At 61.9% G+C, this 16014-nt stretch carries 17 protein-coding genes and 1 pseudogene; 9 read left to right on the top strand and 9 right to left on the bottom strand.

Translation table 11 applies throughout. The features are described from left to right. The 8 genes and pseudogenes from CKO11_RS16770 to aroC form a co-directional block, all read left to right on the top strand. Positions 1 to 161, top strand: a pseudogene (locus CKO11_RS16770) (aspartate aminotransferase family protein); the annotation flags it as partial. A 240-nt stretch (positions 162 to 401) separates the two neighbouring features. Continuing rightward, positions 402 to 1652, top strand: coding sequence for a Zn-dependent hydrolase (locus CKO11_RS16765; protein ID WP_223641375.1), 1251 nt, complete (start codon positions 402 to 404; stop codon positions 1650 to 1652). A gap of 87 nt (positions 1653 to 1739) precedes the next feature. Beyond that, positions 1740 to 3191: a dihydropyrimidinase gene (gene hydA, locus CKO11_RS16760; RefSeq protein WP_223641373.1), complete on the top strand. Its 1452-nt coding sequence runs from the start codon at positions 1740 to 1742 to the stop codon at positions 3189 to 3191. Positions 3192 to 3212: 21 nt separating this feature from the next. Next, complete coding sequence (locus tag CKO11_RS16755) at positions 3213 to 3992, top strand: ABC transporter ATP-binding protein (protein ID WP_223641371.1); 780 nt, start codon at positions 3213 to 3215, stop codon at positions 3990 to 3992. Positions 3993 to 4031: 39 nt separating this feature from the next. Beyond that, positions 4032 to 4898: an ABC transporter permease gene (locus CKO11_RS16750; RefSeq protein ID WP_223641368.1), complete on the top strand. Its 867-nt coding sequence runs from the start codon at positions 4032 to 4034 to the stop codon at positions 4896 to 4898. Continuing rightward, complete coding sequence (locus CKO11_RS16745; RefSeq protein ID WP_223641365.1) at positions 4895 to 5743, top strand: ABC transporter permease; 849 nt, start codon at positions 4895 to 4897, stop codon at positions 5741 to 5743. Before CKO11_RS16750 ends, CKO11_RS16745 begins: the two co-directional genes overlap by 4 nt. A 46-nt stretch (positions 5744 to 5789) precedes the next feature. Beyond that, positions 5790 to 6770, top strand: coding sequence for an ABC transporter substrate-binding protein (locus CKO11_RS16740; protein ID WP_223641362.1), 981 nt, complete (start codon positions 5790 to 5792; stop codon positions 6768 to 6770). 131 nt (positions 6771 to 6901) lie between these two features. Continuing rightward, complete coding sequence (gene aroC, locus CKO11_RS16735; protein ID WP_223641359.1) at positions 6902 to 8002, top strand: chorismate synthase; 1101 nt, start codon at positions 6902 to 6904, stop codon at positions 8000 to 8002. On the opposite strand, the gene CKO11_RS16730 is transcribed toward aroC, so the two are convergent. From CKO11_RS16730 to hisA, 4 genes are all read right to left on the bottom strand, one after another. After that, entirely contained in the window at positions 7999 to 8295 is a 297-nt protein-coding gene (locus CKO11_RS16730) for a DUF1330 domain-containing protein (RefSeq protein WP_076484244.1), read from the bottom strand. The two genes, aroC and CKO11_RS16730, sit on opposite strands and share 4 nt — an antisense overlap. A gap of 81 nt (positions 8296 to 8376) precedes the next feature. After that, positions 8377 to 8688 (bottom strand): phosphoribosyl-ATP diphosphatase, encoded by a 312-nt coding sequence (locus CKO11_RS16725; RefSeq protein WP_223641357.1) that lies wholly within the window; start codon positions 8686 to 8688, stop codon positions 8377 to 8379. Then, complete coding sequence (gene hisF, locus CKO11_RS16720; protein ID WP_223641355.1) at positions 8685 to 9446, bottom strand: imidazole glycerol phosphate synthase subunit HisF; 762 nt, start codon at positions 9444 to 9446, stop codon at positions 8685 to 8687. The genes CKO11_RS16725 and hisF overlap by 4 nt, the downstream gene beginning before the upstream one ends. A 175-nt stretch (positions 9447 to 9621) precedes the next feature. Further along, on the bottom strand, positions 9622 to 10341 hold the full coding sequence (gene hisA / locus CKO11_RS16715; protein WP_223641353.1) for a 1-(5-phosphoribosyl)-5-[(5-phosphoribosylamino)methylideneamino]imidazole-4-carboxamide isomerase: 720 nt from the start codon (positions 10339 to 10341) through the stop codon (positions 9622 to 9624). Positions 10342 to 10502: 161 nt separating this feature from the next. Here hisA and CKO11_RS16710 point away from each other — a divergent pair, with 161 nt between their 5' ends. Further along, positions 10503 to 10898 carry a DUF2147 domain-containing protein gene (locus CKO11_RS16710; RefSeq protein WP_223641351.1) on the top strand — a complete coding sequence of 132 codons (396 nt, stop codon included), beginning with the start codon at positions 10503 to 10505 and terminating at the stop codon, positions 10896 to 10898. A gap of 110 nt (positions 10899 to 11008) precedes the next feature. On the opposite strand, the gene CKO11_RS16705 is transcribed toward CKO11_RS16710, so the two are convergent. Genes CKO11_RS16705 through CKO11_RS16685 form a run of 5 tightly spaced genes read right to left on the bottom strand, consistent with a single transcriptional unit; the run spans position 11009 to position 15954 of the window. Further along, positions 11009 to 12445: a mannitol dehydrogenase family protein gene (locus tag CKO11_RS16705; RefSeq protein WP_411742024.1), complete on the bottom strand. Its 1437-nt coding sequence runs from the start codon at positions 12443 to 12445 to the stop codon at positions 11009 to 11011. Positions 12446 to 12478: 33 nt separating this feature from the next. Next, a complete protein-coding gene (locus tag CKO11_RS16700) occupies positions 12479 to 13240 on the bottom strand; it encodes an L-iditol 2-dehydrogenase (protein WP_223641346.1) in 762 nt (253 codons plus the stop codon). After that, complete coding sequence (locus CKO11_RS16695) at positions 13237 to 14235, bottom strand: ABC transporter ATP-binding protein (protein WP_223641343.1); 999 nt, start codon at positions 14233 to 14235, stop codon at positions 13237 to 13239. The genes CKO11_RS16700 and CKO11_RS16695 overlap by 4 nt, the downstream gene beginning before the upstream one ends. A gap of 12 nt (positions 14236 to 14247) precedes the next feature. Beyond that, positions 14248 to 15078 (bottom strand): carbohydrate ABC transporter permease, encoded by an 831-nt coding sequence (locus tag CKO11_RS16690; RefSeq protein ID WP_223641340.1) that lies wholly within the window; start codon positions 15076 to 15078, stop codon positions 14248 to 14250. 3 nt (positions 15079 to 15081) lie between these two features. After that, a complete protein-coding gene (locus CKO11_RS16685) occupies positions 15082 to 15954 on the bottom strand; it encodes a carbohydrate ABC transporter permease (RefSeq protein WP_223641337.1) in 873 nt (290 codons plus the stop codon). Positions 15955 to 16014: the final 60 nt, after the last annotated feature.

Raw genomic sequence — 16014 nt, 5'->3', positions numbered from 1 at the left:
CGAAGCGTGCCTTTGCGGCCTTCCTCAAGGCCTATGAAAAGGGCATCTTGATCCGCACCACCGGCGATATCATCGCCATGTCGCCGCCGCTGATCATCGACAAACCCCAGATCGACCAGCTGATCTCTACCCTCAAAGATGTCCTCGAAACACTCGATTGAGGGGGGACTTTGCCCGTTTATCATGCAAAACCCCGGTGATGGCATCGGGGTTTTGTCATTTCTGCACGGTGTGTGCTGAAAAAATAGTCATCCGCCCGCCAAAGGGGCGCATTGCTGCGCTGCGTCGCGGGAAGGTCATTGACCGGGGCGGTTGAACGTGGCCTGTTTCCCCTGACCAATCGGTCAGAAAAGATTCGTCGCAAGAGGGCACAGGCCCCGCAGCCGACAGGGAGAACAACGATGTCCGCACCCGGAGAAAACCTCCGTATCGATTCCGCGCGCCTTTGGGATGCGCTTATGCAGATGGCGCAGATCGGCCCCGGTGTGGCGGGGGGCAACAACCGCCAGACCGTTACCGATGCGGATGCCGAGGGCCGCGCGCTGTTTAAGAAATGGTGCGACGAGGCCGGGCTGACGATGGGTGTCGACCAGATGGGCAGCATGTTCATGATGCGCGCGGGCGAAGACCCCGAGGCGCTGCCGGTCTATGTGGGCTCGCACCTTGATACCCAGCCCACCGGCGGCAAATTCGATGGGGTGCTGGGCGTTTTGGGTGCGCTTGAAGTGGTGCGCACGATGAACGACCGCGGCATCAAGACCAAGCATCCGATTGTGGTGACGAACTGGACCAACGAAGAAGGCGCGCGCTTTGCGCCCGCGATGCTGGCCTCGGGCGTGTTTGCGGGGGTGCATACGCTCGATTACGCCTATGGCCGCACCGATCTGGAAGGCAAGACCTTTGGCGCGGAGCTGGAGCGGATCGGCTGGAAGGGCGAAGAAGAGGTGGGCGCGCGCAAGATGCATGCCTATTTCGAATTGCATATCGAGCAAGGCCCGATCTTGGAGGCCGAGGAAAAGACGGTGGGCGTGGTGACCCATTGCCAAGGTCTGTGGTGGCTCGAATTCACCTTGACCGGCAAAGAGGCGCATACCGGCTCCACCCCGATGAATATGCGCACCAATGCGGGCCTGGCGATGGCGCGGATTTTGGAAATGGTGCAAGAGGTGGCGATGGCCGCCCAGCCCAATGCGGTGGGCGGCGTCGGGCAGATGCAATTCAGCCCCAATTCGCGCAACGTTTTGCCCGGAACGGTGGTCTTTACCGTCGATATCCGCACCCCCGATCAAGAGAAACTCGACCGGATGCGGGCCGAGATCGAGCGCCGCGCCGCCGAGATTTGTGCCGAGCTGAACGTGGGCTGCGCCGTCGAACCCGTGGGCCATTTTGACCCGGTGACCTTTACGCCGCAACTGGTGGAGCGGGTGCGTAACGCCGCCGAGAAACTGGGCTATACGCATCGCGATCTGGTTTCGGGCGCGGGGCATGATGCGTGCTGGGCGGCCAAGGTGGCGCCGACCACGATGGTGATGTGCCCCTGCGTGGACGGGTTGAGCCATAACGAGGCCGAAGACATTACCCCCGAATGGGCCGCCGCGGGCACCGATGTGTTGTTGCATGCGGTTTTGGAAACGGCTGAAGTCGTCGAATAAGGCAAAGCGCTGGGGGGCTGTCTGCCCCCCAGACCCCCCGAGGATATTTGAACAAAGTCGAAGGCAGCCGCCTTCAGGGAGTGGGCCATGAGCACAGTCATCAAGAACGGAACCATTGTCACCGCCGATCTGACCTATCAGGCCGATGTGCTGGTCGAGGGCGGGCAGATCGCGGCCATTGGCCAAGGCCTTGTGGGCGACGAGGTGCTGGATGCCACCGGCTGCTATGTGATGCCGGGCGGGATCGACCCGCATACCCATTTGGAAATGCCCTTCATGGGCACCTATTCGGCGGATGATTTCGAAAGCGGCACCCGTGCGGCGCTGGCGGGCGGCACCACGATGGTGATCGATTTCGCGCTGCCCGCGCCGGGGCAGGGGCTGTTGGATGCGATCAAGGTCTGGGACAATAAATCCACCCGCGCGCATTGCGACTATTCCTTCCACATGGCGGTCACATGGTGGGGCGAGCAGGTCTTTGACGAAATGCCCAAGGTGGTCGAACGCGGTATCACCTCGTTCAAGCATTTCCTGGCCTATAAAGGCAGCCTGATGGTCAATGACGACGAGCTTTTCGCCTCGTTCAAGCGCTGTGCGGAACTGGGCGCGGTGCCGATGGTCCATGCCGAAAACGGCGATGTGGTGGCCGAGATGTCGGCCAAGCTGCTGGCCGAGGGCAATACCGGGCCCGAGGCGCATGCTTATTCGCGCCCCTCTCAGGTTGAGGGCGAGGCCACCAACCGCGCGATCATGATCGCCGATATGGCGGGCGTGCCGCTTTATGTGGTGCATACCTCCTGTGAAGAGGCGCATGAGGCGATCCGGCGCGCCAAGATGAATGGCAAGCGGGTCTGGGGCGAGCCGCTCATTCAGCATCTGACGCTGGATGAAAGCGAATATTTCAACCAAGATTGGGACCATGCCGCGCGGCGCGTGATGAGCCCGCCGTTCCGCGACAAAAAGCACCAAGACAGCCTGTGGGCGGGTCTTGCCTCGGGCACCTTGTCATGTGTGGCGACGGACCATTGCGCCTTTACCACCGAGCAAAAGCGCTATGGCGTGGGCAATTTCACGAAAATCCCGAATGGCACCGGGGGGCTGGAAGATCGCCTGCCGATGCTGTGGACCTATGGGGTTGGCACGGGCCGCATCACGATGAACGAATTCGTCGCCGTGACCTCGACCAATATCGCCAAGATCATGGGCATGTATCCTAAGAAGGGCGCGGTTTTGGTCGGCGCGGATGCCGATCTGGTGGTCTGGGACCCCGAAGCCTCGAAAACCATTTCGGCGGGTGCACAGCAGTCGGCCATCGATTATAACGTCTTCGAAGGCAAAGAGGTCAAAGGCTTGCCGCGTTACACGCTCAGCCGGGGCGTGGTGGCGGTGGCCGAGGGCAAGATGCAAAGCCGCGAGGGGCATGGCCAGTTTGTCGCCCGCGATCCGATGGGGCCGGTGAACAAGGCCCTGTCGGCGTGGAAGGAACTGACCGCGCCGCGCCCGGTTGTGCGTGCGGGCATCCCCGCCTCTGGCGTGTAAAAGAAAGGACGACCCCAGCTGATGCGCAGCCCGGTAATTGACGCCAAAGATCTTAACCTCGTCTTTGAGACGAATGACGGGCCCGTGCAGGCGCTCAAGGATGTGAACCTGTCGATTGAACGGGGCGATTTCGTCTCGTTCATTGGCCCGTCGGGCTGCGGCAAAACCACGTTTCTGCGCTGCATCGCGGCGCTGGAACACCCGACCTCGGGCAGTCTGACGGTGAATGGCATTTCGCCCGACGAGGCGCGCAAGGCCCGCAGCTATGGCTATGTGTTTCAGGCGGCGGGGCTTTATCCGTGGCGCACGATTGCGGGCAATGTGAAATTGCCGCTGGAAATCATGGGCTATACGCAGGCCGATCAAGAGGAACGGGTGCGCAAGGTGCTGTCGCTTGTCGATCTGGACGGCTTTGCCAAGAAATTCCCCTGGCAGCTTTCGGGCGGCATGCAGCAGCGCGCCTCGATCGCGCGGGCGCTGGCGTTCGATGCCGATATTTTGCTGATGGATGAGCCGTTTGGCGCGCTGGATGAAATTGTTCGCGACCGTCTGAACGAGGAATTGCTGAAGCTGTGGGGCGCGACCGGCAAGACGATTGGTTTTGTCACCCACTCGATCCCCGAGGCGGTCTATCTGTCCACCAAGATCGTGGTGATGTCGCCGCGTCCGGGCCGGATCACCGATGTGATCGAAAGCACGTTGCCGAAAGAACGCCCGCTCGACATTCGCGACAGCGCTGAGTTTTTGGCGATTGCGCATCGGGTGCGCGAAGGGCTGCGCGCGGGGCATGCTTATGACTAAATGCGCGTGTGAGGCGTTCGCCAAAGGGGAGGGCCGGGCGTGAAGAAATCCATTCTTCCGATTGTGACCGTGCTCGCCGCGATTGTGGTGATTTGGTATGCGGGGGCGGTTTGGCTCAACAGCCAATGGACTTACGATCAGGCCGCCCGCGCCGATGTGGAGGTGACCTTTTCCGAAGTGGTGGCCGATACGCTGAGCCAAGACCGCCCCGTTTTGCCCGCGCCGCATCAGGTGGCCAAGGGGCTGTGGGACGGGATCGCCGGGCAAAAGATCACCTCCAAGCGCAGCTTGGTCTATCACGGCTGGATCACCTTTTCCGCCACCATGGCGGGCTTCGGTCTGGGCACCGTGGCGGGGATTTTGCTGGCCGTGGGGATTGTGCATTCTCGCGCGATGGATATGAGCGTGATGCCTTGGGCGATTGCCAGCCAAACCATCCCGATCTTGGCGATCGCGCCGATGGTGATTGTGGTGCTGGCAAGCCTTGGCATCAAAGGGATGCTGCCCAAGGCGATTATTGCCGCCTATCTGAGTTTCTTCCCGGTGCTGGTGGGGATGGTGAAAGGGCTGCGCGCCCCCGATGCGATGCAGCTTGATCTGTTGCGCACCTATAATGCCTCGGATGCGCAAAGCTTTTGGAAGCTGCGGCTGCCCGCCTCGATGCCCTATCTTTTTGCCTCGTTAAAGGTTGGCATTGCCGCGGCGCTGGTGGGCACGATCGTGGCCGAACTGCCCGCAGGCGCGACGCAGGGGCTGGGCGCGCGGCTCTTGTCGGGCAGCTACTACGGCCAAACGATCCAGATCTGGGCCGCACTCTTTGGGGCTGCCATTCTGGCCGCGCTTTTGGTGCTGGTCGTCGGCGTGGTGGAACGCATCACGCTTAAACGCAAGGGGATGGCACAATGAGCGCGGTCGGATGGGGGGCCATTGCCTTCTGGCTGGTCGCATGGGCAGCAAACTCGGTCTTGGCGAACCGGTTCCCGAAGGCGGGCTGGGTCAAGGCGCTGGTGCCCACGCTGTTTGGCATCACGCTTTTGGTGCTGTGGCAAGGTCTGGTGCGGGGGCTTGATGTCAGCCCGGTGATCTTGCCCGCACCGACCGATATTGCCGCCGCCATTGGTGCGAATATCCCGCTGTTGTGGGGGGATTTCACGCAAACGATCCTGAAAGGCGCGCTGGCGGGCTATCTGATCGGCTGCGGCGCGGCGATTGTGGTGGCGGTGTTGGTGGATCGCTCGCCGTTTTTGCAGCGCGGGCTGTTGCCGGTGGGCAATTTCGTCGCCGCGCTGCCGATTGTGGGGATCGCGCCGATCTTGGTGATGTGGTTCGGGTTCGATTGGCAATCGAAAGCCGCCGTGGTGGTGGTGATGGTCTTCTTCCCGGTCTTGGTCAATATGGTGGCGGGCCTCGCCGCGACCGATGCGCTGAGCCGCGATCTGATGGCCACTTGGTCGGCCTCTTACCCGCAGGCGCTGGTGAAATTGCGCCTGCCCGCCGCGCTGCCGTTTTTGTTCAACGGGCTCAAGATCGCCACCACGCTCGCACTGATCGGTGCTATCGTGGCAGAGTTTTTCGGCTCGCCCACGCGCGGTATGGGGTTTCGGATTTCGACCGCCGTGGGGCAGTTGGATCTGCCGCTGGTCTGGGCTGAAATCACCGTTGCGGCCTTGGCGGGCTCTGGCTTCTATGGGCTGATTGCCCTGATCGAAAAGGCGGCGACGTTCTGGCACCCGTCCCAACGGGGCAAGTAATCAACCAACCGGGCGCAAAGCCCGGGTCCAACAGGAGAGTAATGCGATGAAAAAACTGATGCTGGGGGCGGCGGCCCTTGCGCTGATGGCCGGTGGCGCGCAAGCGGAATCGGTCAAGCTGCAACTCAAATGGGTGACGCAGGCGCAATTCGCGGGCTATTATGTTGCCGCTGAAAAAGGCTATTACGAAGAAGAGGGGCTGGAGGTTGAAATCCTGCCCGGCGGCCCCGATATCGCCCCCGAACAGGTGATCGCGGGCGGTGGCGCCGATGTGATCGTGGACTGGATGCCCGCCGCCTTGGCCGCGCGCGAAAAGGGCCTTCCGCTGGTCAATATCGCCCAACCGTTCAAACATTCGGGCATGATGCTGACCTGCTTGGCCGAAAACGGCATCACCTCGCCCGAGGATTTCAAGGGAAAGACGCTGGGCGTTTGGTTCTTTGGCAACGAATACCCGTTCTTGAGCTGGATGTCGAAACTGGGCATTCCGACCGATGGTTCGGACGAGGGCGTGACCGTGCTTAAGCAAGGGTTCAACGTCGATCCGCTGTTGCAAAAGCAAGCCGCCTGTATCTCCACCATGACCTATAACGAATATTGGCAGGTGATCGATGCGGGCATTTCGGCCGATGACCTTGTGACCTTCAAATATGAAGACGAGGGCGTGGCCACGCTCGAAGACGGGCTTTACGTGATGGAAGACCGTCTGGAAGATCCGGCGTTCAAAGAAACGATGGTGAAATTCGTCCGCGCTTCGATGAAGGGCTGGAAAGACGCCGAGGCGAACCCGGATGAAGCCGCGATGATCGTGCTCGACAATGACGAGACCGGCGCGCAGACCGAAAAGCACCAAAAGCGTATGATGGGCGAAGTGGCAAAGCTGACCGCGGATTCGAACGGTGCGCTGGATGTGGCCGACTATGAGCGCACGGTGGCGACGCTTTTGGGCGGCGGCTCTGACCCGGTGATCACGCAAGAACCTTCGGGCGCCTATACGCTTGAAATCACCGACGCCGCGCTGCAATAAGCGCGCCCAAGATCGGGTAGGGAAGGGCGCCTTGGGCGCCCTTTTCTTTTGCGTCACGGCGGCGGCTGCGCCACTTTCCGCCTTTATCCGCACGGCCCCATGGCTTATGGCAAAGCCAAAGGGAGGCCCGCATGAGCTACAACACCTTCGGTCATATGTTCCGCGTCACCACCTGGGGCGAAAGCCACGGGCCGGCATTGGGGGCCACCGTCGATGGCTGCCCGCCGGGCATCGAGCTTTCCGAAGCGTTCATTCAGGTCTTCTTGGATCGTCGCCGTCCCGGCCAATCGAAAATGACCACACAGCGGCAAGAGCCCGACCGTGTGCGCATTCTTTCGGGCGTGTTTGAGGGCCGCACGACCGGCACGCCGATCCAGTTGATGATCGAAAACACCGATCAACGCTCCAAAGACTATGGCGAGATCGCGCGCCAGTTCCGCCCCGGCCATGCCGATATCACCTATCATCAGAAATACGGCATCCGCGATTATCGCGGCGGCGGGCGCTCCAGCGCGCGCGAAACCGCTGCGCGGGTGGCGGCGGGCGGCGTGGCGCAGGCGGTGCTGAAAGCGCTGGTGCCGGAACTGACCATCACCGGCTATATGGTCCAGATGGGCGAAAAGCACCTTGATCGCGCCAAGTTCGATGCGGGGGAGATTTTGAACAACCCGTTCTTTTTGCCCGATGCGGGCGCGGTGGAAGAGTGGACCGAGTATCTTTCGGCGCTGCGCAAGGCGCAAAACTCGGTCGGGGCTGCGGTTGAGGTGGTGGCGACGGGCTGCCCTGCGGGGCTGGGCGCGCCGATCTACGCCAAGATGGACAGCGATCTGGCCGCCGCGATGATGACGATCAATGCCGTCAAAGGCGTGGAGATTGGCGAGGGCATGGCGGCGGCGGCGCTCACGGGCACCGAAAACGCCGATGAGATCGTCATGGGCCCCAACGGGCCGGAATTTCTGTCAAACCACGCGGGCGGCATTTTGGGCGGCATCACCACCGGCCAGCCCATCGTGGTGCGGTTCTCGGTCAAGCCGACCTCGTCGATCCTGACGCCGCGCCGTTCGATCAACACGGCGGGCGAGGCGGTCGAGGTGGTCACCCAAGGCCGCCACGACCCCTGCGTCGGCATTCGCGCCGTGCCGGTGGCCGAGGCGATGATGGCCTGTGTGATTTTGGATCACCTGCTGATGGACCGCGCGCAAACCGGCGGGCAACGCGGGCAAATCGGCTAACCCAGCCAGCCCTCGACAATACAAAGATCGGCTTCCGAAATCGGCGTGCGCAGCGACAGCGCATGCTGATATTCGGGGCTAAGGTAGCAAGCGCGCGCCGCTTCGAGGGACGGAAATTCAATCACCACGGTGCGCGGGCGAAGATCGCCTTCAACCACTTCCATTTCGCCGCCGCGCACCAAAAACTTCGCGCCATATTTCTCAAACGCGGCGGCATTGGCGGTGCGATAGGCCTGATAGCCCTGCGGATCGTCCACCGTCACATGGCCGATCCAATAGCCTTTAGCTGTCATGGTTTCCCCCTTCCCCTTTCACGCAGCCTGCGAGGGAAGGGGGGATTTGGCAAGTCTTTTGCAAAGGCTGGCGCGCGACGCTCAGCCGCGCGCGGCTTTTTCCGCTATGCCCGAAGTGCCCTCGCGCCGTTCCAGCTCGGCCAGCACCTCATCCAAAGGAATGTCCCGCGCGGCCAGCATCACCACAAGGTGGTAAAGCACGTCTGCGGCTTCATAGACGAGGTTCTCACGGTCATTCTTGGCCGCAGCGATGATCGCCTCCACCGCCTCTTCACCGAATTTCTCGGCGCATTTCTCGGGGCCTTTGGCCAGCAGTTTCGCGGTCCACGAACTGTCCGGATCGGCGGTTTTGCGGGCTTCAACCGTGGCGGCAAGGCGGGAAAGCGGGGTCATGAAAGCCTCATCGGGATGCCGGCGGCGGCCATATGGGCTTTGGCCTCGCCAATCGTGTAAGTGCCGAAATGGAAGATCGAAGCGGCGAGCACGGCACTTGCATGCCCCTCGGTCACGCCCTCAACCAAGTGATCAAGCGTGCCAACGCCGCCCGACGCGATCACCGGCACATCCACCGCATCGGCAATAGCGCGGGTTAGGGCCAAGTTGAAGCCCGCCTTGGTGCCATCGCGGTCCATCGAGGTCAGCAAAATCTCCCCCGCGCCTTTGGCGACCACGGTGCGGGCAAAGTCCACCGCATCAATGCCCGTGGGTTTGCGCCCGCCATGGGTGAAAATCTCCCACCGGCCCGGTTCCACGGTTTTGGCATCAATCGCGCAGACGATGCATTGCGCACCAAAGCGGTCAGCGGCTTCGGCAATCACATCGGGGTTGGCGACCGCGGCGGAGTTGAAGCTGACCTTATCGGCGCCTGCCAAAAGCAGGGCGCGCACATCTTCATGGGTGCGCACCCCGCCGCCCACGGTCAGCGGCATGAAACATTGCTCGGCGGTGCGGGTCACCAGATCAAACATCGTGCCCCGGTTTTCATGCGTGGCATGGATGTCGAGAAAACACAGCTCGTCCGCGCCCGCCGCATCATAGGCCTTGGCGGCCTCGACCGGGTCGCCCGCGTCGATCAGGTTGACGAAATTCACGCCTTTGACCACGCGGCCATCGGCCACGTCGAGGCAGGGGATGATGCGCGTCTTAAGCATGGAGAGACTCCTTTGCCGTCTTACTAGCGGGCCGTGTGCGCGAAGCCAAGAAGAAGGGGCGCTTTGGTCCCCTGGCGCCCCCCGCAGACACTCGGGCAACGTCGAAACGAAAATACCTCTGGTCTTCGACTTTGTGCAAATATCCCGGGGGTCTGGGGGCAGCGCCCCCAGCCTTTTAGGCCTTCAATGCAGCCAAAGCCTGCGTCAGATCCAGCGCGCCGTCATAAAGCGCCCGGCCCGAGATCGCGCCCGCAATCACCCCGGTGTCGCGAAGCGCAATCAGATCGGGCAGCGAGGACACGCCACCCGAAGCAATCACCGGGATCGAAACCGCCCGCGCCAGCGCCTCGGTCGCCTCGATATTGGGGCCGGTCATCGCGCCGTCGCGCATGATATCGGTGTAGATGATCGCGGCCACGCCCGCATCTTCAAAGCTTTGCGCAAGGTCGGTCACCATTACATCGGTTTCCTCGGCCCAGCCTTTGGTCGCCACCTTGCCGCCGCGCGCATCGATCCCCACCGCGACTTGCCCCGGGAAGGCTTTGGCGGCTTCACGCACCAGCGCGGGGTTTTCCACCGCCACCGTGCCCAAGATCACCCGCGCGAGCCCTTTGGAAAGCCAGCTTTCGATCGTGGCCATATCGCGGATGCCGCCGCCAAGCTGTGCAGGCACCTTGATCCGCGCCAAGATCGCCTCGACCGCGGCGCCGTTCACCGGCGCGCCCGCGAAAGCGCCGTTAAGATCGACCAGATGCACCCATTCGCAGCCTGCCGCCTCGAATTTGGCGGCTTGTGCCGCCGGGTCTTCGCCAAAGACCGTGGCCTTGTCCATCTCGCCGTGCAGAAGCCGCACGCAGTTGCCATCCTTGAGGTCGATTGCCGGGTAGAGGATCATCGCAGGGGTTCCTTTCGCTTGCCGGTCTCTTGCCATGGCGGAGGGGCGCTTGCCAAGCCACCTGCGACGTCACGTCGGGCGGGCGGCGCGCGTGCGGGGGGGCCTTGCCGGGAATCGGTGCTTGTGGCGCAATGGCGCCACCCAACCGGGAGGAGGAACAGATGAAAGCGAAGCTGGTGGCCGCGTTATGTGGCGCGGCGCTCATGCTCGGCGCGGGGGCGGCTGTGGCCGACCCGATCGAGGGGCTTTGGAAGACCCAGCCCGATGATGGCGCTTATGCCCATGTGCAGATCGGGCCTTGTGGCGCGGCCTATTGCGGCAAGATCGTGCAGACCTTCAACGCGAGCGGGGAATATAAATCCCCCAATCTGGGGCGGCAGATCGTGATCGATATGGTGCCTTCGGGCGGCGGAAAATATGCGGGCAAAGTGTGGCGCCCCTCGAATAACAAGGTCTATATCGGCAAGATCGCCCTGTCGGGCACGGCGATGAAGCTGTCGGGCTGTGTTGCGGGCGGGTTGATCTGCGCCAAGCAGAATTGGACGAAAATCCGCTAAGCCCTGGGCCGCACCGAAAAACGGCGCATCGAAAAACGGCCCCGCTGGGGCGGGGCCGTCAAATCTACGGGGCCGCAGGAAGGTCGAAGCCCCGCGCACAGGCTGTGGCCTCACAGGCCGAGGTAATCGCCCATCGCCACCCGCGCGCCGCGCGTCCAGACCGCGTTCAGCGCCTTGGTGAAGCTTTCGAGCATCGCCGGATCGCGGCCCAGATCGCCATAGATATCCTCCATCTCCAGCCAAGCGGCGGGGCGGTCTTTGGCGGCTTGGCTGACGCTTACCAGCCGATCCCAATTCGGATCATTGGGCGCAATCGCCGCGCCGCTTTCCGAGGTGCCATAGCAATAGCGGCACCACAGCGCCGACAGCAGAATAAGCCCATCGGCATGCACCCCCTGCGCAAGCCGGTCGCGGATCGAGGGGATGATGAATTTCGGCTGCCGGTTCGACCCATCCAGGCACAGCCGCCGCACCGTATCGGCCACCTCGGGGTTCGAGAACCGCTCGATGATCAGCGCTTTGTAGTCGCCCAGATCTTGGCCGGGCACCGGCGGCACAATCGGCAGCACCTCGGCGCTGAGCACGCGGTTCAAAAAGGCGCGGATCAGGTCGTCTTGCATCGCCTCATGCACGAAGTGGATATCGCTCAACCCGCCGGGATAGGCGATGATCGCATGCCCACCATTCAGGATGCGGATCTTCATCGTCTCAAACTTATCGACATGCGGGGTGAAGGTGACGCCCACCTTTTCCAGCGCGGGGCGGCCTGCGGGGAAATTGTCTTCCACCACCCATTGGCGGAACGGCTCGCAGGTGACGGGGGCTTTGTCATCAAGCCCCATTTCCGCCGCCATCGCAATTTCGCGCGCGCCGGTGGCGGGGGTGATGCGGTCCACCATCGAATTGGGGAAGGCCACGTTGGCGGCGATCCAATCGGCCAATTCCGGGTCGCTTAGCCGGGCAAGACCCACCACCGCATCGCGGGTGACATGGCCGTTATGGGGAACGTTGTCGCAGCACATCACCGTAAAGGGCGGGGCGCCCGCCGCGCGGCGCGCTTTCAGTGCGGCAATGATCGCGCCAAAGGCGGTATTGGGCGCGGCGGGGTTTTCCGCATCGGCGCGAATATCGGGGTGATCGGGGCTGAAGGTGCCGGTTTTCGGGTCGATGAAATAGCCGCCCTCGGTCACGGTCAGGCTGACGATGCGGATATTGGGCTGGCGCATCGCCTCAATCAGCGCGGCATTGCCTTCCTGCACCTCAAGAAAGCCGATCATCGCGCCAATGACGCGGGCCCTATGTGCGCCGGGCGCAAGTTCGATGACAGACGACAGGCAATCTTGCGCCAAAAGCGTGTCGCGCATGGCGGCATCGGGCGCGCGCACGCCCGCGCCCAAAATCGCCCAATCATGCCCTTCGCCAAGGGCAAAAAGGTCATCAAGATACACCGCCTGATGCGCGCGGTGGAAATTGCCCAGCCCGATATGAACGATGCCGGGGGTCAGTTTGGACCGGTCATAGCCCGGTGCGGCAACGGTTTCGGGCAGCGATGCGAGAGTAGCATTTGAAAGGGTCATGTCTCAGCTCATCCAGTTTCCGCCATCGACATTATAAGTCTGGGCGACGATGTAATCGGCCTCGGCGCTGGCCAGAAAAACCGCCATGCCGGTGAGGTCTTGCGCAGTGCCCATACGGCCAAAGGGGACGGCGGCGCCGACCTCTTTTTTCTTTTGGCCGGGGGCTTTCTTTTCATATTTGGCAAAGAAGGCATCGACGCCGTCCCAATGTTCGCCATCGACCACGCCGGGGGCGATGGCATTGACGTTGATGCCATGCGAAATCAGGTTTAGCCCCGCCGATTGGGTGAGGCTGATGATGGCGGCTTTGGAGGCGCAATAGACCGCCACCAAGCTTTCGCCGCGCCGCCCGGCCTGAGACGCCATATTGATGATCTTGCCGCCGCGGCCTTGGGCGATCATTTCCTTTGCCGCCGCTTGCAAGGTGAACAGCGTGCCCCCGACATTGATTGCGAAGACGCGGTCGTAATCGGCGCGGGTGATCTCGTCGATGGGGGCGGCGGTGAAGATCGCGGCATTGTTGATCAAGATATCAATCCCGCCACCTGCGCGCATGACGGCCATTGCCGCGTCGATGCTGGCTTGATCGGTCACATCCAAGGCCACCGCCTCACAGCCAAGCTCTGCCGCCGTGGCGCGGGCGCCTGCGATGTTGATGTCGCCAATCACCACCTTGGCGCCTTCGCGCAGGTAAGCCTCTGCGAAGGCGCGGCCAATGCCGCGCGCGGCCCCGGTGATCAGCGCGCGTTTGCCCGCTAGCCTCATGTCAGCGCCCAGCCTTGTTGGTCGAAACGGTGCAGTTGCGCCGGATCTGGGCTGAGGAAGACCGTATCGCCATGGTGCAGATCGACCTCGCCGCCTGCGCGGACGTTCAACACCCCATGTTCGGTGGTGACATGCAAGAAGGTATCCGAGCCAAGGTGTTCAGACACGCCCACCGTGCCCTTCCATGCGCCTTCGCTGGTCGACACTTTGATATGTTCGGGGCGAATGCCAATCGTCTGGGCGCCATGTTTGGCGGCCTCTGCCCCTTCGATAAAGTTCATCTTGGGCGAGCCGATGAAGCCTGCCACAAAGCGGTTGCGCGGGCTGCGGTAAAGCTCCAGCGGGCTGCCCACTTGCTCGATCCGGCCCGCTTGCAACACCACGATCTTGTCGGCCATGGTCATGGCTTCAACTTGGTCATGGGTCACATAGATCATCGTCGTTTTCAGCGATTGATGCAGTTCCGAGATTTCCAGCCGCATGTTGACGCGCAGCGCCGCATCAAGGTTCGACAAAGGCTCGTCAAACAAGAAGGCGGCAGGTTCGCGCACGATGGCGCGGCCAATGGCAACGCGCTGGCGCTGCCCGCCCGACAATTGCCCCGGGCGCCGGTCAAGGTAGTTGCCCAAGTTTAGCACCTTGGCGGCGGCTTGCACCTTGGCCTCGATCTCTTGCGCGGGCAGTTTGGCCATTTTCAGCGGGAAGGCGATGTTCTTTTTCACCGACATATGCGGGTAAAGCGCATAGGACTGAAACACCATGGCCAAGCCACGCTCCGCCGGGGCGGCTTGGGTGGCCTCGCGCCCGTCGATTTCGACCACGCCCTCCGAAACATCTTCAAGCCCGGCAATCAGCCGCAAGAGCGTGGATTTCCCGCAGCCCGAGGGGCCGACAAAAACGACAAACTCGCCGTCCTTGATGTGCAGATCGATGGGCGGAATGACCTCGACCTCACCGAAGCGTTTGGTCACGCCCTTGAGTGTGATTTGACCCATATCCGGGGCTCCTTACTTGACGGCGCCGAAGGTCAGGCCACGCACCAATTGCTTTTGGCTGAACCAGCCAAGGATCAAAATGGGCGCGATGGCCAGCGTCGAGGCGGCAGAGAGTTTCGCATAGAACAGCCCTTCGGGGCTGGAATAACTGGCGATAAAGGCGGTGAGCGGCGCGGCTTTGGCGGCGGTGAGGTTCAGCGTCCAAAACGCCTCATTCCACGCCAAAATGATGTTCAAAAGCAGCGTCGAGGCGATGCCGGGCACGGCCATGGGGGTGAGCACATAGATCAGCTCATCTTTCAGCGTGGCCCCATCCATCCGCGCGGCTTCCAGAATTTCGCCCGGAATTTCGCGGAAATAGGTGTAAAGCATCCACACCACAATCGGCAGGTTCATCAGCATCAAGACGACAACCAGCCCGGTGCGGGTGTCCAACAGCCCCAGATCGCGAAAGATCAGATAGATTGGCACCAACACACCGACTGCGGGCATCATCTTGGTGGATAGCATCCACAACAAAAGGTCTTTGGTGCGTTTGCCCGGCACGAAGGCCATGGCCCAAGCGGCGGGAATGGCCACCAAAAGCGCCAGCAGCGTGGAGCCAAGCGAAATCACCACCGAGTTCCAGAAATGGCCAAAGTAGTTCGACCGTTCCTGCACCGTTTCATAGCTTTCAAAGGTGAAGGGGGTGCTTAGCACGGTCAGCGGGCTTGCAATCGCATTGCCTTCGGATTTGAACGATAAGATCGCGGTCCACAGGATCGGAAAGAAGATCGCAAGCCCGATGGTCCAGGCAATCACGGTGACAAGCGCCTTGCGGCGGGGGGATATGGCGCGGGCCATCGGTTACGCCTCCAAGTTCTTGCCGATCATCCGCATCAGGAAGATCGCAACGATATTGGCCAAGATGACCGCGATAATGCCGCCTGCCGCGCCGGTGCCCACGTCATATTGCAAAAGCGACTGGATATAGACGAGGTAGGTCAGCGTGGTGGAGGCCGTGCCGGGGCCGCCATTGGTGGTGACCAAAATCTCGGCAAAGGTGGACAGCAGGAAGATTGTCTGGATCAGAACGACCACGGTGATCGCGCGCGCCAGATGCGGCAGCATGACGTGGAAAAACCGCGCAAAGGGGCCTGCGCCATCCATTTCGGCGGCTTCCAATTGCTCGCTGTCAAGCGATTGCAGCGCGGTCAGCAAGATCAGCGTCGCAAAGGGCAGCCATTGCCATGAGACGATCAGAATGATCGAGGCGAGCGGCGATTGCGCCAAGAAATCATAAGGTTGTAGGCCAAAGCTCTTGGCCAGATGGGCAAAGACGCCGTTCACTGGGTTCATGAACATGTTCTTCCACACCAAGGCCGAGACCGTGGGCATGACGAAGAACGGCGCTATCACCAACACCCGCACCACGCCTTGGCCCCAAAACGGTTGATCGAGCAGCAAAGCCAACAAAAGCCCGCCCAGGGTGGTGATCGTCAGCACACCCAGCACAAGCGCCAGCGTGTTGAAGATCGCCGCGCCAAAGGCCGGGTCGGTCAGGAAATAGGCGTAATTGTCGAAGCCGGTGAAACTTTCCATTCCCGGCATCAAGAGGTTGTAACGCTGAAACGAGAACCACAGCGTCATGCCCAGCGGAATGGCCATCCAGCCAAGCAGTAACAAAACTGCGGGCGAGACCATCAGACGGGCAGCGGTGCGCGAGGCTTGGGTCGACATTGTCGGACTCCGGCTGGGGCGGGGCGCGGGCAGCGCCGGCGCAGGGGTCGGGAGCGGGGC

Origin of the sequence: Rhodobacter sp. TJ_12 (assembly GCF_020023995.1) — a bacterium.
Classification (GTDB): Bacteria; Pseudomonadota; Alphaproteobacteria; order Rhodobacterales; family Rhodobacteraceae; genus Rhodobacter.
The sequence above is the reverse complement of the archived record's forward strand: the minus strand, read 5'-3'. Positions and strand labels throughout refer to the sequence as shown.

What these genes read in the sequence shown, in the direction of transcription:
- hisA (WP_223641353.1), bottom strand. Translation starts at nt 10,341, where the DNA reads ATGATCCTCTACCCGGCAATCGACCTCAAGGATGGCAACTGCGTGCGG.
- CKO11_RS16740 (WP_223641362.1), top strand. Translation starts at nt 5,790, where the DNA reads ATGAAAAAACTGATGCTGGGGGCGGCGGCCCTTGCGCTGATGGCCGGT.
- hisF (WP_223641355.1), bottom strand. Translation starts at nt 9,446, where the DNA reads ATGCTTAAGACGCGCATCATCCCCTGCCTCGACGTGGCCGATGGCCGC.
- CKO11_RS16765 (WP_223641375.1), top strand. Translation starts at nt 402, where the DNA reads ATGTCCGCACCCGGAGAAAACCTCCGTATCGATTCCGCGCGCCTTTGG.
- CKO11_RS16745 (WP_223641365.1), top strand. Translation starts at nt 4,895, where the DNA reads ATGAGCGCGGTCGGATGGGGGGCCATTGCCTTCTGGCTGGTCGCATGG.
- CKO11_RS16755 (WP_223641371.1), top strand. Translation starts at nt 3,213, where the DNA reads ATGCGCAGCCCGGTAATTGACGCCAAAGATCTTAACCTCGTCTTTGAG.
- CKO11_RS16730 (WP_076484244.1), bottom strand. Translation starts at nt 8,295, where the DNA reads ATGACAGCTAAAGGCTATTGGATCGGCCATGTGACGGTGGACGATCCG.
- aroC (WP_223641359.1), top strand. Translation starts at nt 6,902, where the DNA reads ATGAGCTACAACACCTTCGGTCATATGTTCCGCGTCACCACCTGGGGC.
- CKO11_RS16725 (WP_223641357.1), bottom strand. Translation starts at nt 8,688, where the DNA reads ATGACCCCGCTTTCCCGCCTTGCCGCCACGGTTGAAGCCCGCAAAACC.
- CKO11_RS16695 (WP_223641343.1), bottom strand. Translation starts at nt 14,235, where the DNA reads ATGGGTCAAATCACACTCAAGGGCGTGACCAAACGCTTCGGTGAGGTC.
- CKO11_RS16690 (WP_223641340.1), bottom strand. Translation starts at nt 15,078, where the DNA reads ATGGCCCGCGCCATATCCCCCCGCCGCAAGGCGCTTGTCACCGTGATT.
- hydA (WP_223641373.1), top strand. Translation starts at nt 1,740, where the DNA reads ATGAGCACAGTCATCAAGAACGGAACCATTGTCACCGCCGATCTGACC.
- CKO11_RS16685 (WP_223641337.1), bottom strand. Translation starts at nt 15,954, where the DNA reads ATGTCGACCCAAGCCTCGCGCACCGCTGCCCGTCTGATGGTCTCGCCC.
- CKO11_RS16700 (WP_223641346.1), bottom strand. Translation starts at nt 13,240, where the DNA reads ATGAGGCTAGCGGGCAAACGCGCGCTGATCACCGGGGCCGCGCGCGGC.
- CKO11_RS16710 (WP_223641351.1), top strand. Translation starts at nt 10,503, where the DNA reads ATGAAAGCGAAGCTGGTGGCCGCGTTATGTGGCGCGGCGCTCATGCTC.